The organism is Novilysobacter antarcticus (assembly GCF_019802285.1).
GTDB classification, from domain to species: Bacteria; Pseudomonadota; Gammaproteobacteria; order Xanthomonadales; family Xanthomonadaceae; genus Novilysobacter; species Novilysobacter antarcticus.
The window spans coordinates 425,483-441,685 of sequence record NZ_JAIEUJ010000003.1; the positions used below are offsets into that span (position 1 = coordinate 425,483).

Annotated in this window: 15 protein-coding genes and 1 tRNA gene; 7 read left to right on the forward strand and 9 right to left on the reverse strand. The window is 67.8% G+C overall.

All coding sequences use genetic code 11. From position 1 onward, the window contains the following. Positions 1-68: 68 nt before the first annotated feature. The 5 genes from KZ491_RS11025 to dtd all read right to left on the reverse strand — a co-directional run bounded on the left by KZ491_RS11025 (position 69) and on the right by dtd (position 4,645). Positions 69-1,283, reverse strand: a complete 1,215-nt coding sequence (locus tag KZ491_RS11025; RefSeq protein WP_222565885.1) for an NAD(P)/FAD-dependent oxidoreductase — start codon at positions 1,281-1,283, stop codon at positions 69-71. Positions 1,284-1,537: 254 nt separating this feature from the next. Next, positions 1,538-1,915, reverse strand: a complete 378-nt coding sequence (locus tag KZ491_RS11030) for a YajD family HNH nuclease (protein WP_043958318.1) — start codon at positions 1,913-1,915, stop codon at positions 1,538-1,540. Positions 1,916-2,044: 129 nt separating this feature from the next. Continuing rightward, positions 2,045-2,120, reverse strand: a tRNA-Ile gene (locus tag KZ491_RS11035). Positions 2,121-2,227: 107 nt separating this feature from the next. After that, entirely contained in the window at positions 2,228-4,105 is a 1,878-nt protein-coding gene (rpoD, locus tag KZ491_RS11040) for an RNA polymerase sigma factor RpoD (protein ID WP_222565886.1), read from the reverse strand. A gap of 99 nt (positions 4,106-4,204) precedes the next feature. Beyond that, positions 4,205-4,645 carry a D-aminoacyl-tRNA deacylase gene (gene dtd / locus KZ491_RS11045; RefSeq protein ID WP_222565962.1) on the reverse strand — a complete coding sequence of 147 codons (441 nt, stop codon included), beginning with the start codon at positions 4,643-4,645 and terminating at the stop codon, positions 4,205-4,207. A gap of 89 nt (positions 4,646-4,734) precedes the next feature. Between dtd and KZ491_RS11050 the strand changes: the two genes are divergently transcribed. The 3 genes from KZ491_RS11050 (at position 4,735) to KZ491_RS11060 (ending at position 7,768) form a co-directional block, all read left to right on the forward strand. After that, positions 4,735-5,676, forward strand: a complete 942-nt coding sequence (locus KZ491_RS11050; RefSeq protein WP_222565887.1) for a lauroyl acyltransferase — start codon at positions 4,735-4,737, stop codon at positions 5,674-5,676. A 63-nt stretch (positions 5,677-5,739) separates the two neighbouring features. Beyond that, positions 5,740-6,252 carry a PH domain-containing protein gene (locus KZ491_RS11055; RefSeq protein WP_246606762.1) on the forward strand — a complete coding sequence of 171 codons (513 nt, stop codon included), beginning with the start codon at positions 5,740-5,742 and terminating at the stop codon, positions 6,250-6,252. Next, entirely contained in the window at positions 6,242-7,768 is a 1,527-nt protein-coding gene (locus KZ491_RS11060) for a PH domain-containing protein (protein WP_222565889.1), read from the forward strand. The genes KZ491_RS11055 and KZ491_RS11060 overlap by 11 nt, the downstream gene beginning before the upstream one ends. A gap of 61 nt (positions 7,769-7,829) precedes the next feature. Here KZ491_RS11060 and KZ491_RS11065 read toward each other — a convergent pair whose 3' ends face one another. Beyond that, the gene (locus tag KZ491_RS11065; RefSeq protein ID WP_222565963.1) at positions 7,830-8,894 is read right to left on the reverse strand and encodes a CDP-glycerol glycerophosphotransferase family protein; all 1,065 of its coding nucleotides are present in this window, start codon (positions 8,892-8,894) and stop codon (positions 7,830-7,832) included. A 40-nt stretch (positions 8,895-8,934) separates the two neighbouring features. Between KZ491_RS11065 and KZ491_RS11070 the strand changes: the two genes are divergently transcribed. From KZ491_RS11070 to KZ491_RS11085, 4 genes are all read left to right on the forward strand, one after another. After that, on the forward strand, positions 8,935-9,762 hold the full coding sequence (locus tag KZ491_RS11070) for a glycosyltransferase family 2 protein (RefSeq protein ID WP_222565890.1): 828 nt from the start codon (positions 8,935-8,937) through the stop codon (positions 9,760-9,762). A gap of 9 nt (positions 9,763-9,771) precedes the next feature. Continuing rightward, positions 9,772-11,682, forward strand: coding sequence for an asparagine synthase (glutamine-hydrolyzing) (asnB, locus tag KZ491_RS11075; protein ID WP_222565891.1), 1,911 nt, complete (start codon positions 9,772-9,774; stop codon positions 11,680-11,682). Positions 11,683-11,810: 128 nt separating this feature from the next. Further along, entirely contained in the window at positions 11,811-12,251 is a 441-nt protein-coding gene (locus tag KZ491_RS11080) for a glycosyltransferase family 2 protein (RefSeq protein ID WP_222565892.1), read from the forward strand. After that, a complete protein-coding gene (locus KZ491_RS11085) occupies positions 12,248-13,366 on the forward strand; it encodes a glycosyltransferase family 4 protein (protein ID WP_222565893.1) in 1,119 nt (372 codons plus the stop codon). The genes KZ491_RS11080 and KZ491_RS11085 overlap by 4 nt, the downstream gene beginning before the upstream one ends. On the opposite strand, the gene rsmB is transcribed toward KZ491_RS11085, so the two are convergent. The 3 genes from rsmB to def are packed head-to-tail and all read right to left on the reverse strand — an operon-like array spanning position 13,349 to position 16,178. Further along, on the reverse strand, positions 13,349-14,716 hold the full coding sequence (gene rsmB / locus KZ491_RS11090; protein ID WP_425493148.1) for a 16S rRNA (cytosine(967)-C(5))-methyltransferase RsmB: 1,368 nt from the start codon (positions 14,714-14,716) through the stop codon (positions 13,349-13,351). The two genes, KZ491_RS11085 and rsmB, sit on opposite strands and share 18 nt — an antisense overlap. Next, complete coding sequence (fmt, locus tag KZ491_RS11095) at positions 14,685-15,608, reverse strand: methionyl-tRNA formyltransferase (RefSeq protein ID WP_222565894.1); 924 nt, start codon at positions 15,606-15,608, stop codon at positions 14,685-14,687. Before fmt ends, rsmB begins: the two co-directional genes overlap by 32 nt. A gap of 57 nt (positions 15,609-15,665) precedes the next feature. Next, on the reverse strand, positions 15,666-16,178 hold the full coding sequence (gene def, locus KZ491_RS11100) for a peptide deformylase (RefSeq protein ID WP_222565895.1): 513 nt from the start codon (positions 16,176-16,178) through the stop codon (positions 15,666-15,668). Between the last annotated feature and the right edge of the window lie 25 nt (positions 16,179-16,203).

Sequence of the window (16,203 nt, forward strand, 5' to 3'; positions counted from 1 at the left end):
GTACTCCGGGCGGGCGCTGCTGGACAGCTGACCCTGGCGCGACACCGGCGTTTCGGGCGGGTGATCGGTCAGGTCTTCAAACGCTCGAAGGTGAACAGCGGCGCCAGGCGATGCGGCTTGCCCTCCACCAGCGCGCGCAGCAGGCCCGCGCCCAGCATCGAGTAGGTGATGCCGTTGCCACCGTAGGCCATGGCGAAAAGCATCCGCGGACCGGTCGCCGGGTGGGGCCCGAAATACGGCAGGCCGTCGCTGGTCTCGGCGAACGTCCCCGCCCACGAAAATGTGGGCGTGACATTGAGGTGCGGAAACAGCTTCTGCGCCTTCTTCGCCAGAGACCGCGCCTTGCGGTCGACCATCGCGTCGCGGCGCTTGGGGATGTCCCGACGGTCATCCTCGCCGCCCACCAGCAGGCGGTTGTCCGAGGTGGTGCGCAGATAGAGATACGGCCGCGCGGTTTCCCACATCATCGTGGTCGCCAATACTCCCAGCTCATCACGGCCGATCGGATCGGTGACGAACGCGTAGCTGCTGCGGTTGGTGGCGACATTCCTGGGCAGGAAGTTCTCGCCCTCGTAGCCGGCTGCCACGATCACGTGCCCGGCACTCAGGCGCGCGCCGTTCTCGAGCTCGAGATCCACCGAGCGCGGTCGCGTGACCACGCTGGCGACGCGGGTCCGGTCATGCACCCCCACGCCGCGCTCCTGCAGCCGGGCGAGCAGACGGTACGTCAGCCGGTACGGATCCACGCTCGCGGCCGGGCGGTTGAGGATCGCGGCCGGCGCGGGGATTCCGAAGCGCTCCCGGACGTCAGCCGAGTCCAACCATGACACGTCGAACCCGTGCTTCTGGCGCAGCTCGAACTCCTCCCGCAGCGGGGATTTGTCGCGTCGCCGGCTCGCGTAGTAGAGGCTGTCGCGCGTCTGGAACCCGACATCGCCAAGCCCGGTCGCCAGTTCCTCCAGCAGGCCGATTGCGTCAACGCACGCGCGGTAGGCCAGCACCGCGTTGCCCTCGCCAAGAGTCCCGGCCAGCTCGGTCAGGTGAGTGTCGATCTCGTACTGCAGCAGCGCTGTACTGGCCGCCGTGCTGCCCCAGCCGATGTCGCGCTGCTCGACTAGGACCACCTCGTGGCCCGCGGCGGAAAGCGAGTCGGCGATCAATGCCCCACTGATGCCACCGCCAATGATGGCGACATCGCAACGGGTGTCGGTTTCCAGCGGCTCGAAGGCGTGCATCAAACCGTTCTTGATCGCCCAGAACGGGTAACCGCTTTTCAGATCCATGTGCCAATCCCGTCTCGGACGTGGTGACGCGTTGCAGTCGCTGGCGATGCACGCGTGTCGGAGTCAGCACGGTGCGCAACGGCGGATCACAGGCGGGTGAACGCGGTTGCGGACGGCTATCGAAAGGCCACCGGTCACGCGCGTGAACCTAATCCTCGTGCGCGAACCTCGGTTCGCGCGGCGCGCCAAGGCTTCAGATGAGTTGAGAAATTCGCTGGCTCGGTGGAAGACGAATGTCGAGCATCCGACAGCCCTCAATCTTTCTTCAGCAGCGACTTCAAATTGGCGAATGGATTGCCCGTCGCGGCGGCCGGCCGGTCCTCGGCATCCAGCGCGCTGCCGCCGGTGTAGTCCACGTAGCGCGAATGCTCATTGTCGTGGCAGTACACGCACAGCAACTCCCAGTTGCTGCCGTCGGGCGGATTGAAGTCGTGGTCGTGATTGCGGTGGTGCACCGTGAGTTCGCGCAGGTTGGTACGGGTGAACTCACGCGCACAGCGCCCGCAGATCCACGGATACATCTTCAGCGCGCGCTCGCGATAGCCCTTGTCGCGCTGCTCGGCGTCACGGCGGGCCTGCGCGACGACCCGGTCAAGGATCTGGCTGGAGGTGGTGGCTTTGTCTGAGGGCATGAACGCGTGTCGGTTGGACTGATGCGCAGACTCTATCGGAAGCCGGATGAGAAGGATCACACGCCACACTGCCGGTACAAACGGCCGCCGTCATAAATCGGCTTCGATACACCGGGTACGCGGCCTTCATGGTGGGCCCACCAGGACTCGAACCTGGAACCAAAGGATTATGAGTCCTCTGCTCTAACCATTGAGCTATGGGCCCGCATTGCGGCCGCCGATTATAGCCTGCCGGATACGCGAAGCCCCGCTCGTGGCGGGGCTTCGGTTGCGCCGTGGCGCTTTGGTGCTTGCGACGTTACCGCGCGCGGCTTACTCGATTTCGAGGAAGCTGCGCAGCTGCTCCGAGCGGCTTGGGTGACGCAGCTTGCGCAGCGCCTTGGCCTCTATCTGGCGGATCCGCTCGCGGGTGACGTCGAACTGCTTGCCGACTTCCTCAAGGGTGTGGTCGGTGTTCATATCGATGCCGAAGCGCATGCGCAGCACCTTGGCCTCACGCGGGGTCAGCCCGGCCAGGACATCGCGCACGGTTTCCATCAGGTTGATGTTGACCGTCGCATCCACCGGGGACTCCACGTTGGTGTCCTCAATGAAGTCGCCCAGGTGGGAGTCCTCGTCGTCGCCGATCGGGGTTTCCATGGAGATCGGTTCCTTGGCGATTTTCATCACCTTGCGAACCTTGTCCTCGGGCATCTCCATTTCCTTGGCCAGCTCTTCGGGCGTGGCTTCACGGCCGTACTGCTGCAGCATCTGGCGCGAGATGCGGTTGAGCTTGTTGATCGTCTCGATCATGTGCACCGGGATACGGATGGTGCGGGCCTGATCGGCGATCGAGCGGGTGATGGCCTGGCGGATCCACCACGTCGCGTAGGTCGAGAACTTGAAGCCGCGACGATGCTCGAACTTGTCGACCGCCTTCATCAGACCGATGTTGCCTTCCTGGATCAGATCGAGGAACTGCAGGCCACGGTTGGTGTACTTCTTGGCGATCGAGATCACCAGACGCAGGTTGGCCTCGATCATCTCGCGCTTGGCCTTGCGCGCACGGGTCTCGCCGTAGGCCATGGTGCGGCTGATCTCGCGCAGGTCGGCCAAGGTGATACGCATCGCGGCCTCGGTGGCGATGGTCGCCTCCTGCTCGGCAATGATCTGGTCCTTCACCTCGCGCAGGCCCGACGCCCACTTCTGCTTGCGCTTGAGCAGGTCATCGACCCACTCCAGGTTGGTCTGGTTGCCGTCCCACGAGCGGATGAAGTCCTTGCGCGGCATTTTCGCCACGCGGGTCGCCAGCTCGAGGATACGGCGCTCCTGACGGCGCAGCTCGGCCTGGGTGCTGCGCAGGTTCTCCACCAGCACGTCGGTCAGCGGCAGCGGCAGCTTCAGGGTGACGAACACCTCGGCCATCTCCTCGCGCAGCTTGACCACCGACTTGTGGCTCGGGCCGTGCTTGGCGTAGGCCTTCTCGAACTGGGCATAGAGGTCGCTGAGGTGCTCGAAGCGAGCGGTCACCTCGGCCGGATCGGGACCGGTCGGGCCCTCGTCGACGACTTCATCCTCGTCCTCGTCCTCGGCGTCCTCGTCAACTTCGTCCTCGTCCTTCACCGGCTCGGGAACGACGGACATCGCCTCGGCCGGCGGCGGCGCCACGGTCGGGTCTTCGAGCTGGTCAAGGAAGCCGACCAGCAGCTCCGCCAGACGCTTCTTGCCGGCCTTGTGCAGTTCGTAGTCCTGCAGGATCAGTTCGATGGTGCCCGGGAACAGCGCGATCGAGGCCTGCACCTGATTCAGGCCGTCCTCGATGCGCTTGGCGATCTCGATCTCGCCTTCGCGGGTCAGCAGGTCGACCGTGCCCATCTCGCGCATGTACATGCGTACCGGGTCGGTGGTGCGACCACCCTCGGCATCCAGGCCGGTCAGCGCGGCGGCGGCTTCCTCGGCGGTGGTCTCATCGACCTCTCGCCCGCTGGAGCTGGTGTCGCCGATCGACAGGGTGTCGGCATCGGGTGCGACTTCGTGCACTTCGATGCCCATGCCATTGATCAGCGCGATGACGTCCTCGATCTGCTCCGCCTCGACCATGTCGGCCGGCAGGTGATCGTTGACTTCCGCATACGTCAGGTAGCCTTGCTCCAGGCCCTTACTGATCAGCGATTTGATATCGGACTTGGGAGCCGGACTCTCGTTTGCCATGCGGCTGCGCTACCATATTATTTGGGGCTGGGGAACCTTGTATTATACCACCGATGCACAATTCTGCTGTGCGCCTCCGGCGGTACGGCTTCTGCGGCCTCAGGCCCGCAAAAGGAAGGTGACCGGGCCATCATTGGCCAGGCTTACTACCATATGGGCACCAAAGCGCCCGGTTTCCACCCCTGCGGGCAACAATCGCCTGCAGGACGCGAGCAATTGGTTGAATAACGGTTCAGCCTGCTCAGGTGCAGCGGCGGTGCTGAAGCCCGGGCGCATGCCGCTGGCGGTGTCGGCCACCAGGGTGAACTGGCTGACCAGCAGCAGCTGGCCGCCACTGTCGGCGAGCCCCAGGTTCATCCGTCCCTGCGCATCGGCGAACACCCGGTAGCCGAGCAGGCGTTGCGCCATGCGCTCGACCTGCGCCTCGCCGTCGGCCGGTTCGATGCCGACCAGCGCCACCAGACCGGGCCCGATGTCGCCCAGCAGCTCGTCGTCGACGCGCACACTGGCGTGGCTGACACGTTGGATGAGGGCGAGCATCAGCGCACAGTAGCCGACCGTCACGCGTGGCGCCACGTCGCGCGGCGCCACGACGGAATCGGCGCCATCGGGCGGCTACACTGCCAACGATGAGCCGCCTTCTCGCCCACGTCCTGTATGTCCTGGCCGCACTCGTGGCGCGCCTGCCATGGCGCGGGTTGTATGGGATTGCGGACCTGCTGGCGAAGGTGGTGCTGCGACCGTCCAGCCGCGAGAGCCGGGTCACCGCGTGCAACCTGGCGATCGCCTACCCACATATGCACCCGGCGCAGCGCGAGGAACTGCGGCAGGAAGTGCTGCGTACCACCGCGCGCCAGCTGATGGAGACGCTGCGGCTGTGGACCCGTCCGCATGCGGAAAACATGGCCCTGATCCGCGAGGAGCACGGCACCGCGCTGCTGGACGCGGCCATCGCCACCGGACGCGGAGTGATCATCGCCGCTCCGCACTACGGCAACTGGGAGCTGCTGAACCAGTGGCTGGCGCTGCGCACGCCGTTGGCGATCCTGTACGCACCGCCGGACTCCAAAGTCGGCGAGGAATTCCTCAAGCGGGTGCGCGCCGATGACCGGGTCGATGCCGGCCAGCCACCGCGTGTCACCCAGGTCCGTGCCGAGTCCGCCGGCGTGCGCCAGTTGTTCAAGCAGCTGGCGGCCGGTGGCGTGCTTGGCATCCTGCCCGACCAGCAGCCCAAGCAGGGCGACGGCGCATTCGGTGAATTCTTCGGCACCCAGGCGCTCACCATGAGCCTGCTCGGCCGACTGGCTGCGCGCAGCGGCGCCACCGTGCTGATGGCCTATTGCGAGCGCATCGACAGCCACCCGTCCGGGCCGGGGTTTGCGGTCCATATCGAGGCAGCGCCCGACGGCGTGGCCGACCCGGACCCCGGCGTTGCGGTCACCGTGCTCAACGCGGCGGTGGAGCGCATCGCCCGGCGCGACCCTTCGCAGTACCAGTGGACCTACAAGCGCTACTCGCTGCGCCCTCCGGGCAGCGGCGAGGACAACCCCTATTGGCCGCAGTGCTACTGAGTACGCTGCGTTCGCGCACGAAGGACTGTCCGCATGGCTCCACCGTTTCCTCAGAGCCCGTCCATGGCGCCTGCCGACGAGGCTGAGTGGCAGCCGTTGCCGCAGCGCGCGCGTGCCCTGTTCCTGCTGGGCACGACGCCGTGGCTGGCGCTCGCGGGCGCGATGGTGGGCCTGGCCCTGGCCATCCCTGGTATCGTCCTGCTGGATTCGGGCCATGCGACTGGCATGACGGTGTTTATCGCCTGCGCGGTGGTCGGCTGTCTGTTCGGCGGGGGACTGGGCTGGATGCTCGGCCACAAGCAGTTCCACCACACCTTCTGGCGCCTCGACCGGGAAGGCCTGGCGCTGCGTCGTGGCCGCATGTGGCTGCGGGAGACCCGGGTGCCGATCACCCGAGTGCAGCATCTGGATCTCAAGCGCGGCCCGCTGCAGCGCCGCCGCAGCCTGGCAACCCTGATCGTGCACACCGCGGGCACGCGCAACAGTTCGGTGGTGGTGCCCAACATCGACGCGGAGGATGCGGAATTCCTGCGGGATCGCCTCGGACGGCAGATCGATCTCGACGATGAAGACTGACACCGCTGCGCCGGCCGAGCCCGAGCACCGGCTGCACCCGATGTCGTGGCTGTTCGTGCTGGTGGCGCAGCTGAAACAGTTCATCGTCCCGCTGATCGCGCTGTTTGTGTTCGGCCGCCGCGACGAGAGCGGGCTGTGGCCGCTGATCGGCGTGGGCGTCCTCGCGATCGGCTCGCTGTGGCAGTACTTCACCTACCGCTATGCCGTCGCGGACGACGCGCTGGTGGTGCGCAGCGGCTTGCTGGAGCGCAGCCTGCGGGTGATCCCGTTCTCGCGCATCCACAACGTCGCCGTCGAGCAATCGCTGCTGCATCGCGTGTTCGGCGTCGCCGAATTGCGCCTGGAATCGGCCGGTGGCAGCAAGCCGGAAGCGACGATGCGGGTGCTGACGCTGGCCGACGCGCTGGAGTTGGAAACGCTGGTGCGCCGACGCGGGCTGGCGGTAACCGCGTCGACCCTATCGGAGGGCGGCGTTGCCGCGGACGAGGCGGCCGGGGCCGCACCGACCATCGCACCCGAGCCGCTGCTGCACATGGGGACCGCGGACCTGTTGCGACTGGGCGTGGTGTCCAACCGCGGCATGATCCTGGTGGGCGCCGGCGTGGCCGCGCTCTCGCAGACGGGTGGGCGGATCTGGTCGAACCTGTTCGAGCGGCTCGGCGGCACCTGGGAGACCTGGAACGGAGCCAACCACTGGCCGCTCTGGCAGCTGCTGGCCGGAGGTGTGACGCTGCTGGCGGCGATGTTGCTGGCACTGCGCCTGCTGTCGGTGCTGCTGGCCGTGCTCCAGTACTACGGTTTCGTGTTGAGTCGCGACGGGCGCCGCCTGACCGTCGAGCGCGGCCTGCTGACCCGGTGGCGCACCAGCGCGTCGCGAAGACGGATCCAGGCGTGGACGCTGACCGAAGGTCTGCTCCACCGGTGGCTGAAGCAGCGCACGCTGGAGGTCGATACCGCCGCCAGCCAGCAGGAAGGTCAGTCGCGGACCCTGCATGAGCTGGCGCCGATCGCGCCGCGCGAGGACTGCGACCGGCTGATCGAGGCGCTGCTGCCGCGCGCCCGCTGGCTTGCGCTGGACTGGCAGCCACTGCCGATGCGCGGCTGGTGGCGGCGAATGCTTCCCACGCTGCCGTGGATCGCGCTGGTGACCGCAGCGCTCTGCGTGCGCTTTGGAAGCTTGGGGCTGCTGGTACTGGTCTGGCTGCCGTGGGCGGCGGTGCAGGCACATGCGGCGGCGCGCCGCGCGAGCTGGACGCTCGGCGACGAGCTGGTGGCGGTCCGCGAGGGGTGGTTGCAGCGCTACTGGCGCTTCGCCGAGGTCGACAAACTGCAGGCGTTGCGACTGACCCGATCACCGCTGGACCGGCACTTCGGCACCGCCACGCTGTGGCTGGACACGGCTGGCGCCGGGGCGAGATCCCCGAAGTTGTGCATCCGCTACCTGCCATACGCCTCCGCCGACGCGGTTTACCGGCAGTTGTCATCGGAGCTGGCGCGGCGGCCGCTGCGCTGGTGATCCCGACGGTAGGTTGCCTTGCTGGTGACGAGTCGTACGTGGTGGTCGTCACCCGACCAGGTCAACGTGCGCTGCGCCCCCAGTAACCCAATTGATGGCGGATCTGCAGGCCACGGGTGAACGCGCCGAAGGGCTTGCGAGCCAGCGGTCCCAGCGCACCGGCCAACAACGCCTCCGTCGCGGCGATGACCCGCTGCGAGGAATGCCCATCGCGATACGGATGGATCGCATCGGCGTAGGCGGCGATGGCGTCCTGCAGCGATGGATCGGGGGCGAATGCCCGCGCCAGCATCGCCGGCAGCGCGTGGGGGTCGTTGAAATCGATCATGTGCGGCTTCGGCGCCCGGTTGCGGAAGGTCACCACCGGTTTGCGCTGGACCACGAACTCGCTCACCACCGAGGTGGTGTCGGCGAGCAGCACATCCGCAGCGCGTTGGGCGCTGACCAGTTGCTCGGTCTCCACGAAACAGGCGTTCGACCCGACCAGCGCGCGGTAGCGATCGAACAGCTCCGGCGCGCACTTGGGGTGCAGGGTCAGGATCCAGTAACGGTCGCCGCGCGCGATCTCGGCGCTGATCGCGGCGAGCAGGTGCGGCGCCGCGCTCAGGCGCTCGGTGAAGGTGGACGCGAACATCACCACCGGCCGCCCGCCCGCCGCGTCACGCAGTTGCCGCGCCAACCGGTCGGGTTCACCGAACAACGGGTCCAGCTTCGGCCAGCCGGTCTCAACCACTTTGAAGTGGCCGGCGGATTTGGCCAATTCCCGGAACGGCGTGGTGGTCGCCGGTCCCTGGGTGCAGTACAGGTCAAACAGTCCGCGCACCCGGAAATGGCCGCGCGCGGCCGCGCGTTTTTCCACGTTGAAACCGTGGAACACCTGCACCTTGGCCCCGGCCACGAACGGCGGCACCCAGTTGGCGGCGCTGAACACCGCGCGCGGCCGCAACGCTACCGCGGCGTGGACGTCGTCTACCATGCGCACCGGCGCCGGCAATTCGGCACCCGCCGCGCCGTCCACCAGCCAAGCGCTCACGCCGTGACCCTGCGCTTGCAGGGCCTGCGCCAGGGGCTGCAGGATGGGCAGCGCGTAGCGCTCGGTCGCGAACAACAGGTATTCCGCCATCAACGCTTCCCCGGCTCCGTCACCAACCCGTCCAGCACCCGCGGTGCCGGCGATATCGGCCTGCATTATCACGTTCAACGAGGCCGCCCGCATTGGCGACTGCCTCGCCTCGCTGGCGTTCTGCGACGAGATCGTGGTGGTGGACTCGCAGTCGACCGATGCCACGGTGCAGATTGCCGACGCGATGGGCGCGCGTGTGCTGGAGCGACCGTTCACCGGCTTCCGCAGCCAGAAGCAGTTCGCCATCGAGCAGGCCCGGAATGACTGGGTGCTGTGCGTGGACGCCGATGAGCGCGTCAGCGATGCCCTGCGCGAGGCGATCCTGGCAGCGCGGGACGCCGGGTTTGTCGACGCCGCCGGCTATCGCTTCGCCCGTCTGGACCACTATTTCGGCCGTTTCCTTCGACACGGCAATGCCTACCCCGACAGGATCCTGCGCCTGTTCGATCGTCGCCGCGGCGGTTGGCGTGGCACCCGCGAGATCCACGAGGCCGCCAGTGTCGATGGCCCGGTCAAGACTCTGGCCGGCGACCTGGTCCACTACCCCTACCGCTCGCTGGAACAGCAACTGGCCAAGACCCAGCGCTACGCACGGATGATGGCCGAGCACGATTTCGCCCGCGGCAAACGCGCCTCGCTGGCCAAACTGGTGCTGTCGCCGGCGTGGCGTTTCTGGCGCGGCTACATCCTGCGGGCGGGATTCCTCGACGGCTGGCACGGGCTGGTCTATGCGTACGTGAGGGCCAACTACGTGCGTCAGAAGACGATCATGTTGTGGCTGCTGCAGAACGGCCAGGCGGTCGCCGACAGCCCGGCTATCCCTGCCGGGCAACCTGCCGACACCACCACTCCGCCGCGCGCGGAAGGCTGAGCACCGGTCATGTGCGGCATCGCCGGCGCCTGGACGCCCACTCCGAACGACAGCGCCGAAGCATTGGCGGCGCTGGGCACCCGTATGGGCACGGCCATCGCCCATCGCGGCCCGGACGACGCGGGCGTCTGGACCGACCCGGCGTCCGGACTGGTGCTGGCGCATCGCCGGCTGGCGATCGTCGACCTGAGCCCGGAAGGCCACCAGCCGATGGTGTCGGTCGATGGACGCTGGGTGATCGCCTTCAACGGCGAGATCTACAACCACCGCGACCTGCGGGCCGAGCTTGCCGCACTGGGCCACCGGTTCCGCGGCCATTCCGATACCGAGGTGCTGCTCGCCGCCGTCGCCCAGTGGGGCGTGCAGGCAGCGCTGGAGCGCGGCAACGGCATGCTCGCGCTGGCCGCATGGGATCGTCACGACAAAGTGCTGTGGCTGGCGCGTGACCGCGTCGGCAAGAAACCGCTCTACTACGGCTGGGCCGATGACGGCACCTTCGTGTTCGGCAGCGAGCTGGCGGCGCTGCGCGCCCACCCGACCATGTCCGGCGATGTTGATCCGGACGCGCTGGCCCTGCTGCTGCGGCTGGATTACATCCCCGCGCCGCACGCGATCCTGCGCGGGGTGCATAAACTCGCCGCCGGCCGGCTGCTGCGGATCGATGCCGCCACCGTCCGCTCCGGCAACGCCAGCTTCGACCCGGTCAACACACCGCAGAGCTGGTGGAGCAGCCGTGACCGCCAGCGCAGCGCGATCGAACACGGCTTTGCCGACGACGAGGACGCCGCGCTGTCGGCACTGGACGCGCTGCTGCGCGACGCCACCGCGATGCGGATGGAGGCCGATGTACCGCTGGGCGCGTTCCTCTCCGGCGGGACCGACTCTTCCCTGGTCACCGCGCTGATGCAGGCGCAATCCAGCCGTCCTGTGCGCAGCTTCTCCATTGGCTTCGACAATACCGTCCACGACGAGAGCCACTACGCCACCGCCGTTGCCCGCCATCTGGGCACCGAGCACACCCCGCTGCACGTGGACGGTGCCGCCGCATTGGAGCTGGTGCCGCAACTGCCGCGGATCTTCGATGAGCCGTTCGCCGACTCCTCCCAGGTACCAACCGCACTGCTGTGCCGGCTGGCGCGGGAGCACGTCACCGTGGCGCTGTCCGGCGATGGCGGCGACGAGCTCTTTTTCGGCTACGGCCGTTATGCGCGCGCGCTGCGCAACGACCAACGGCTGTCCCGGCTACCGCGGCGCCTGCTGGCAAAGCTTGCCGGCGATCCCGGCGAACGGGCCCGTCTGGGTGGACTGGCGGCCTTGCGCGCCGAACTCGCCGCCGGCGATTTACAGGGTCTGGCGCGTCAGCGGGTGACCCGCTGGCGCTGCCCGGAAGACGTGGTCATCGGCGCGCGCCGGCAACCCACCGCCTACGACGATCCCGCCGCGATGCCCGGCGTCGGCACCGGCGCGGATGCCCTGATGCAACTGGATTTCGCCTGCTACCTGGCCGAGGACATCCTGACCAAGGTCGACCGCGCCAGCATGGCGGTCGCACTGGAGACCCGCGCGCCGCTGCTCGACTGGCGGGTCGCCGAGTTCGCCTGGTCGCTGCCGCTGTCGATGAAATGGCACAACGGCACGCTCAAATACCTGCCCAAGCGCCTGCTGACACGCTACCTGCCCGATGAGCTGGTGTACCGGCCCAAGTCCGGCTTCGGCGCCCCGGTCGGCGACTGGCTGCGCGGCCCATTACGCGACTGGGCCGAGGCCCAGCTCGATGAGCGGCGCCTGCGCGAGGAAGGCCACTTCCACCCGGCGCCGATCCGCGCGATCTGGCGCCAATTCCTCGCCGGCCAACGCAAATGGCACACCCACCTGTGGGGCGTGTTGATGTTCCAGGCGTGGCGGGATTCGCAGGATTGAGCAGCTTCGTACCCCGCGAAGCGCACCGAATTGCCGAAACCGGCGTGAACTTTTGCAGAACTGCATTCCCCAGACTTGCTACAAAGGGGCTCCCCCACCAAGGACCCGGCCTGGCCGGGTTCCGTGAGATGCCGTCCCAGACCCGCTTCTCCGTCGTCATTACCAGTTACAACTACCGCGACTACGTCACCGCCGTCGTGGATGGCGCTCTGGGGCAGTCGCATCGCCCCTGCGACGTGATCGTGGTCGACGATAAGTCCAGCGATGGCTCGGCGCAGTTGCTGCGCGAGCGCTACGGCGTGGATCCTCGGGTGACCCTGGTCTGCCAGGACAATGCCGGCCAGCTCTCGGCCTTCCGTGCCGGTCTGCGCCATGCCCGCGGCGACATCGTCTGTTTCCTCGATTCCGATGACCACTGGAGTCCGGACTACCTGCACAAGCTGGCGCAGGCCTACGCGTCGGGCGGGACCGACTTCATCATTTCCGACATGCAGGTGTTCGACCAGGAAAGCCGCTCCCGGCTGGGCGGACGCAAATCCGGCAAGCCGACGCCCCTCCCGACTCAATGAAGATCCTGCTGACCAACTTCCATGACGGTGACGGCGGCGGTCATACGACCTACCTGGCGTCGCTGGCCAGGGGGCTCGCGCCGTGTCACAAGGTGTGCATTGCCGCCCCGCCGGGCAGCCGCCTGTTGTGCGAGGCCGGCGAGATCCCCGGCGTGACCGCACTCGCGCAGCCCTTCCCCAACGGACTGCGCCAACTGGCTGCGATCCGCCGCGCCCGCAACGCACTGGCAGCGCATCTGCGCGAGCACGCCTACGACCTCATCCACGTCAATGGCTCGGCCGACCATCGGCTGGTGCTGGCGGCGGTGCGAGGTCTGCCCAGGCCACCCCGCCTGGTGCTGACCAAACACAACTCCAAGCCGATGCGGGGCATCGGCCACTGGTGGCGCGCGCGCCGCACCGATCAGCTCATAGCGGTCAGCGACTACACCCGCCGCGCCCTTGCCGACACCGCCTACAAACGCTGCCGCATGGCCACCGTGCACAACGGCATCGATACCGGGTTCTACAGACCGTGGCGGGCCGGCAACGCGCGTGCCGAACGCGATGCACTGTTTCCCGACTCGCCCACGCTGGTGCTGGGCAGCAACGCCGGCACCGCCGACTACAAGGGCTGGATGGACCTGGTCGAAGCGCTCGCACGGCTGCCGGCAGAACAGCGCGAACAAGTGCGCGTGCTGCTCGCCGGACGACCACCTTCGGCCACCTCCTTGGCGCGCATCGAGACGCTTGGGCTGGGCGGGCAGGTTCGCTTCGCCGGCCTGCTGCACGATGTCCGGCCGATGATCGCGGCCATCGACGCCGGCTTCGTGCTGTCCTGGGACGTGGAGACGATTTCTTTCGCGTGTCGGGAGATGATGGCGATGGGCAAGCCGGTGCTGGTCAGCGAGTACGCCGGCCTGCCGGAAAACATCCGCCCCGGCGTCGATGGCTGGGTCGTCCCGGTACGCGATGTGGCGGCCATCGCCGCCGCGATCCAGACGCTGCTCAAGCAGCGCGCCAAGCTGCCGGCCATGGGCGAGGCGGCGCGCGCACACGCGTTGGAGGTGTTCGGCATCGAGCGCTTCGTCGAGCGCACCGAGGCGGTGTACCGCGACCTACTCCCCGCTGACTGAAGCCGGCGCCTTGCGCAGGCGCGCGTAAAAGAATCCGTCCATGCCGTCCTCGCCGGGCAGGCGTTGCCGGCCGTGGGTTTCATTTTCCGGCGCGCGACCGAAACCTTCTTCCAGGGCCTCGCCCTGTGAATCGCTGGTGCGGGCAAGGAAGGCGGCGATCTGGCGGTCGTTCTCGTCGCGCAGGATCGAGCAGGTCGTGTAGACCAAGCTCCCGCCCGGCGCCAGGGTTTGCCACAGTGCGTCCAGCAGCCGGCCCTGCAGTGCGACCAGGTTGTCGATATCGGACTCGCGCCGGTGCAGAAGCACGTCGGGCTGACGGCGGATGATGCCGGTCGCCGAGCATGGTGCGTCCAGCACGATGGCATCGAAGGGCACCCCGTCCCACCATGCCGCCAGATCGGTGGCATCGGCTGCAAGCAGCCTGGCATCCGCGCCCAGACCCAGCCGGTCGAACGTTGTCTGGACCTGGCGCAGGCGGCGACGGTCGATGTCCAGCGCGGTCAGATCAAGCGACGATTCGCGCTCCAGCAGGTGGGCCGCCTTGCCACCGGGTGCGGCGCAGGCGTCCAGCACGCGCATCCCTCCGTCGACCGCCATCGCGTCAACCACACGCTGCGCTGCGCCGTCCTGCACCGACACGCGGCCTTCGGCAAAGCCGGGCAGGCCGGCAACGGGCACCGGGGCATCAAGGCGCAGGGCGTCGTCCAGCCCGTCAACCAACACGCCTTCGATCCCCACTGCGGTGAGCTCAGCGCGATACGCCTCGCGATTGCCCTGTTGGCGATTGACCCGCAACCACATGGGTGGCGCCTGCTCGCTGGCGGTAAGGATCGACTCTGCCTCTGCCGGCCAGTCTCCCTCGATGCGGGAGCACAGCCAGGCCGGCCAGTGCGCGTGGGATTCCAACGCGGGCAGGCCTTCGCGCAGCGCGCGGCGCAGGAGGGCGTTGACCATGCCGGCCTGATGGTCGCGACCGAGCCCGCGCGCCGCCTCCACCGTCGCCGCCACCGCCGCGTGCGCCGGCAGTCCCATCGGATCCAGCTGGGCGAAACCGACCAGCAGCAGAGCACGCAGCTCGCGATCGCGGCGAGCCAACGGTCGTGGCATCCACGCTGCCAGTGCCGCGTCAAACCGCGCCGGCTGGCGCAGCACGGCCAGGCAGATCGCCTCGACCAGGGCGCGGTCGCGCGGATCGTCCAGTCCCTGCTGGGCACTCGTCAGCTCGGCCTTCAACGACCGTCCGTGATGCAGGACGGCATCCAGCACCCGAGTGGCGGCAATGCGCGGCTGGCTGCCGGGAGTGACGGTCATCGGCGCATCAACCGCCGACCACCAGATCTCGGCGTCCATTGAGATAGTCAGCGGCGGTGATCGCCTTGCCGCCGTCGCGTTGCAGCACGCGCACGCGCAGGGTGCCTTCACCGCACGCCACGTCGATGCCGTCGCGGCCCGCGGCGAGGACTGTTCCGGGCTCCGCGTGCTGATCGCGCGGCACGGCGACCGCGGCGTGCAGCCGCAGGCGCTCGCCGGCGATCACTGCCTCCGCCATCGGCCAGGGATTGAACGCGCGCACCTTGTTGGCCAGCTCGATCGCCGGGCGACTCCAGTCCAGTTTCGCCTCGGCCTTGTCGAGCTTGTGCGCGTAGGTGACGCCACTGTCGGGTTGCGGCTGCGGCTGCGGGCGCAAGCCGGCGCGCAGGAGTCCCAGACCGTCGGCCAGGACCTGTGCACCCAACTCCGCCAGCCGGTCATGCAGTTGGCCACCGGTTTCATCGGCGCGGATGTCGATGGATTGCGAAAGCAGGACCGGGCCGGTGTCGAGCCCCTTCTCCATCCGCATCAAACAGACGCCGGTACGGGTGTCGCCCGCCTGGATGGCGCGCTGGATCGGCGCCGCACCGCGCCAGCGCGGCAGCAGCGAGGCGTGCACGTTCCAGCACCCCTCGGTGGGGATGTCCAGCACTGACTGGGGAAGGATCAGGCCATAGGCGACCACCACCAACAGATCAGGCTTCAGTGCGGCCAGCGCTTCGCGCGCCGCGGCGCTGCGGAAGTTCTCCGGCTGATAGACGGGGATCGACAGTTCCTGCGCCACCCGCTTCACAGGTGAGGGCGTCAGGCCACGACCACGCCCTGCCGGACGGTCGGGCTGGGTGTAGACGGCGACTACTTCGTTGTTTTTGGCCGCCGCACGCAGGCTGGGGACGGCGAAATCCGGGGTACCGGCAAAGACGATTCTCATCGGGCCATCTTACAGCCGGGCATGCCTGCAACCGGGCATGACCACCCGGATGGTTACTCAGGCGGCGTTGCGGCGTGCCTTGGCCAGTTTCTTGCGCACCATCTCGCGCTTCAGCGGGGACAGGTAGTCCACAAACAGCTTTCCCAGCAAGTGGTCCATCTCGTGCTGGACGCAGACCGCCAGCAGCCCGTCGCAGTCCATCTCGAACGACTCGCCATCCCGGTTCAGCGCCTTGACCGTGATCCGCTCGGCGCGGGTCACCTCGGCGAAGATCCCCGGGACCGACAGGCAGCCCTCCTCATGCACCTCTTCGCCTTCGCTGGCGAGGATCTGCGGGTTGATGAACACCATCGGAGTATCGTTGTCCTCGGAGACATCGATCACCATGAAACGCTGGTGGACGTCCACCTGGCTGGCCGCCAGACCGATACCGGGCGCGTCGTACATGGTCTCGAGCATGTCATCGAGCAGACGCTGGAATTCCGGGGCGCCGATCTGGGACGGATCAACGTCGGTCGCGACGGTGCGCAGGCGCGGATCGGGAAATTCGAGGATCGGTAACTGGGCCATGGCTCTTGAAATGGGGGCGTGGATC

Coding starts and splice junctions, on each gene's coding strand:
- KZ491_RS11025 (WP_222565885.1), bottom strand. CDS start 1,283: ATGGATCTGAAAAGCGGTTACCCGTTCTGGGCGATCAAGAACGGTTTG.
- KZ491_RS11030 (WP_043958318.1), bottom strand. CDS start 1,915: ATGCCCTCAGACAAAGCCACCACCTCCAGCCAGATCCTTGACCGGGTC.
- rpoD (WP_222565886.1), bottom strand. CDS start 4,105: ATGGCAAACGAGAGTCCGGCTCCCAAGTCCGATATCAAATCGCTGATC.
- dtd (WP_222565962.1), bottom strand. CDS start 4,645: ATGCTCGCCCTCATCCAACGTGTCAGCCACGCCAGTGTGCGCGTCGAC.
- KZ491_RS11050 (WP_222565887.1), top strand. CDS start 4,735: ATGAGCCGCCTTCTCGCCCACGTCCTGTATGTCCTGGCCGCACTCGTG.
- KZ491_RS11055 (WP_246606762.1), top strand. CDS start 5,740: ATGGCGCCTGCCGACGAGGCTGAGTGGCAGCCGTTGCCGCAGCGCGCG.
- KZ491_RS11060 (WP_222565889.1), top strand. CDS start 6,242: ATGAAGACTGACACCGCTGCGCCGGCCGAGCCCGAGCACCGGCTGCAC.
- asnB (WP_222565891.1), top strand. CDS start 9,772: ATGTGCGGCATCGCCGGCGCCTGGACGCCCACTCCGAACGACAGCGCC.
- KZ491_RS11080 (WP_222565892.1), top strand. CDS start 11,811: ATGCCGTCCCAGACCCGCTTCTCCGTCGTCATTACCAGTTACAACTAC.
- KZ491_RS11085 (WP_222565893.1), top strand. CDS start 12,248: ATGAAGATCCTGCTGACCAACTTCCATGACGGTGACGGCGGCGGTCAT.
- rsmB (WP_425493148.1), bottom strand. CDS start 14,716: ATGGACGCCGAGATCTGGTGGTCGGCGGTTGATGCGCCGATGACCGTC.
- fmt (WP_222565894.1), bottom strand. CDS start 15,608: ATGAGAATCGTCTTTGCCGGTACCCCGGATTTCGCCGTCCCCAGCCTG.
- def (WP_222565895.1), bottom strand. CDS start 16,178: ATGGCCCAGTTACCGATCCTCGAATTTCCCGATCCGCGCCTGCGCACC.